Origin of the sequence: Hydrocoleum sp. CS-953, assembly GCF_002260545.1 — a bacterium.
In the GTDB taxonomy this organism is placed as follows: Bacteria; Cyanobacteriota; Cyanobacteriia; order Cyanobacteriales; family Microcoleaceae; genus Trichodesmium.
In genome coordinates this window covers 1-3,868 of the sequence record NZ_LGSU01000614.1, presented here as the reverse complement: position 1 = coordinate 3,868, position 3,868 = coordinate 1, and the positions used below count along the sequence as shown (strand labels likewise).

Annotated in this window: 2 protein-coding genes and 1 pseudogene; all 3 read left to right on the top strand. The window is 33.8% G+C overall.

Annotated elements, in window-relative coordinates; translation table 11 throughout:
- Positions 1-152: 152 nt before the first annotated feature.
- Entirely contained in the window at positions 153-992 is an 840-nt protein-coding gene (dapF, locus tag AFK68_RS06815; protein WP_094672109.1) for a diaminopimelate epimerase, read from the top strand.
- Between the two features lie 725 nt (positions 993-1,717).
- Positions 1,718-2,011 (top strand): annotated as a pseudogene (locus AFK68_RS44445) (hypothetical protein); the annotation flags it as partial.
- Positions 2,012-2,260: 249 nt separating this feature from the next.
- A partial coding sequence (locus AFK68_RS41165) for a hypothetical protein (RefSeq protein ID WP_143437643.1) occupies positions 2,261-3,090 on the top strand: 830 nt, incomplete at its 5' end.
- Positions 3,091-3,868 lie beyond the last annotated feature (778 nt).

Sequence of the window (3,868 nt, the reverse complement as noted above, 5' to 3'; positions counted from 1 at the left end):
TAAAAACGGATAGGATTGAATAAAAGGAAATTTTTTTTGTTTCTCCACGGTGAGTGAGAGGCTTTATACCTTTATTTTTCGGTAAAACATAATTGTTTTCTAACTGTTCCCTACTATAGAATAAAATTTAACCTAATTATTGGAGGATAATAATGACAATATCATTAACTAAATATCATGGTCTAGGTAACGATTTTATTTTGATTGATAATCGCCACCAATCACAACCTATACTAACACCAGAACAAGCGATAAAATTATGCGATCGCAATTTTGGTATTGGTGCAGATGGTGTAATTTTTGCCCTACCTGGAGAAGAGCAAGCTGATTATACCATGCGGATTTTCAATTCTGATGGTTCGGAACCAGAAATGTGTGGAAATGGGATTAGATGTTTAGCTAAGTTTATAGCAGAACTAGAAAATAATAAGAAGACTAAATATAATATTTATACTGGGGCTGGTCTGATTGTTCCAGAATTACAAGGTGATGGTCAAGTAACGGTTGATATGGGACAACCAAGACTATTGGCATCCGAAATACCGACAACTTTAAGTAATCCTAATGAAAAAGTTGTAGCTCAATCTCTAGAAGTAGCTGGAAAGTCTTGGTCTGTCACCTGTGTGAGTATGGGCAACCCCCACTGTATAACTTTTGTGGAAGATGTTAGTATTATTGACTTAGCAAAAATAGGTCCTGAATTTGAACATCATCCAGTATTTCCAGAAAGGACTAATACAGAATTTATTCAAGTTATTAGTCCAAAATATGTAAAAATGCGAGTATGGGAAAGAGGAGCTGGTGCAACTTTAGCTTGTGGTACAGGTGCTTGTGCGTCAGTAGTGGCAGGGGTTTTAACTCAAAAAAATGAGCGCTTAGTTACGGTAGAGTTACCTGGAGGTTGTTTGGAAATTGAATGGTCAACTACAGACAAAAAAATTTATATGACTGGACCAGCAGAAAAAGTATTTACAGGAATTATTGATGGATAATTGATAATGGATAATTGATAATGAAAACTAAGCACTATAAATAATTATTGACAATGCGGGATGTTTAGACAGTCAGAATTAGGCTTCGCTCAATATATAATTTGTTATGAGCGGACCAGCAGAAAAAGTATTTGCAGGAATTATTGATGGATAATTGATAATGGATAATTGATAATGGAAACTAAGCACTATAAATAATTATTGACAAAGCGGGATGTTTAGACAGTCAGAATTAAGCTTGGCTCAATGTATAATAGAATTTGTTTTGTTTACCTATCTTATCTAGACAGTGCAAAGTTCTGGGAATAAATATTGCTAGCTAAAGCTTTCAGCTATCTATCTAAAGGTTAGAAACTTTCTCTTGAGAACTGTAGGTACTATAACCATTTTCCAGTAATACTTTCAGTCTTGAAAGCAAATCATTATTTGGGAGAACTTTGTACTCTCCAGTATCTGATCTTTAAATTATTAATTATTAATTATTAATTATCTAGCAGCATTCCGCAGAAAAATTATGATAGCTAGTAATATTAAGATTTAGTAATTTTAACTTTTAACTTTATAACTTATATAATAGGGGTAGACTCATGGGGGGAGGTATTTATTTAATTCAGGATAACGACCAACTTGTGGAAATGACAGAACAAGCTTATGATTCCGAAGATCAACTACAAGAATTTNGGGGAGGTATTTATTTAATTCAGGATAACGACCAACTTGTGGAAATGACAGAACAAGCTTATGATTCCGAAGATCAACTACAAGAATTTCTGGAAACTTATCCTAATCTCCTAGCAGGGGATGATGATGATATAGATAGAGGTACCCCTAGACGATGGTTATTAATTTCACGGGAAGTAGCAGTATCAAAAGAAGAAGAGATGACTCAGGAATGGGCATTATCTCATTTATTTCTCGATCAAGAAGCTATTCCGACATTAGTAGAAGTAAAAGCAACTTATAATGCAGAAGCTCGTCAAAAAGTTGTAGGTCAAATGATTGATTATGCTGCTAATGCAGGAATTTATTGGCCTCTGGAATCAATTATTGCTAAGTTTGAAGTTAATTGTCGAGAAAATGGTCGTGACCCGGAACAGGTATTTGAAGAGTTTCTGGGTGAGGATGCTAATGAGGAAAAGTTTTGGCAGAAAGTTAAAACGATTCTAGAGTGAGGGACAAGTCTGGGAGGAGGGGGGGAAGAGGAGAGGAAGGAGGAAGGAAGAAGGAGAGGGGGGGGAAGCAAAGGAAAGAGGGGCCCAGTAGAAATNTTGATTATGCTGCTAATGCAGGAATTTATTGGCCTCTGGAATCAATTATTGCTAAGTTTGAAGTTAATTGTCGAGAAAATGGTCGTGACCCGGAACAGGTATTTGAAGAGTTTCTGGGTGAGGATGCTAATGAGGAAAAGTTTTGGCAGAAAGTTAAAACTAATCTACAGGCAGGGAAAATTCGTTTAGTATTTGTGGCAGAGGATATTCCGGCGGAAGTAAGAAGGATAGTGGAGTTCCTCAACGGACAGATGGACCCAGTAGAAATTTTAGCACTAGAAATTAAACAATATGTTAGTCAAGATGGTTTAAGAACTTTAGTTCCTAGAGTAATTGGTCAAACTACAGAAGCACAATTGAAAAAATCAAGCACGACTCGCGAAAGGAGGAGATGGGATGAGGTGTCTTTCTTTCCAGAGTTTAAAATGAGATGGGGTGCTGATGAAGCTTCAATAGTAAGAAAAATTCATAACTGGGCTAAAAATCAAGAACCTTTGGTGAAAATTCAGTGGGGTACGGGGGATGTTTATGGTGGTTTTGCAGCAATAGTTAATCAACTAGGGAGAAAAAATCTAGAGTTGTTTAGTATTGATATTTCTGGTCGTTTGGAAATTTATTCTAATAAATATAGTTCTCAACCTCCATTTAATAGTGATAGTAAATGGTTGGAATTAAGAAGTAAATTAAGTTCTATTGGTTTGGCTTTACCAGGAAATTCTGATGAGTTTAGAGCGCCTAGTTTACGTTTATCAACGTTGGAAGATGATGAGGCGTTGCAGCAAGTAATGGAAACTTTTCATTGGGTTATTGAGGAAGTTAATCAGGGTTAATTCAGTTATCAGTTATCATTTATCATTTATCATTTATCATTTATTAGTTATCATTTATTAGTTATTAGTTATTAGTTATTAGTTATCATTTATCATTTATTAGTTATTAGTTATTAGTTATTAGTTATTAGTTATTAGTTATTAGTTATCATTTATCATTTATTAGTTATTAGTTATTAGTTATTAGTTATTAGTTGCGGTCAGAAGTCATAGATAGTAACGAAGGAAGGAAGAATTAAGTAAGTATTCATGCTTTATCTCTTCTTAGCATATCGGAGTTTATAAAATTTACTTGAATAAAAAATCATGTTTGTATGCGAGTAGCACCATCTAATCATTAGAATATCACAATTTTTGTGAGGATACAACCAAAATTCTATTTTTTTTCATTAGCATATTGGAGCTGATGAAATTTACTTGAATAAAAAGTCATGTCTATATGCGAGTAGCGCCATCTAATCATTAGGATATCACAATTTTTGTGAGTATACAACCAAAATTCTAATTTTTTTCATTAGCTCTCACAGAATGAAAAAGTAAATCAAGATGATTGATCGAGTATAAATATCTGTCAAGCTACCAATTATTATATGACTTTTAATATTACAAGTTGAGGTGGGGAATGTTGGTTTGAATGTTGCTGATAAATTTTAATGTTTAGGGATTTAGTCAGCTAAAACCTAAAGTAAATTTATAGCAGATTTAATCAAGGTTTTAGTAGGGATATACTAATTCTAAATGATTTGTGAAAAAAAATTGTAGGGGTTTGGTTTCCAAA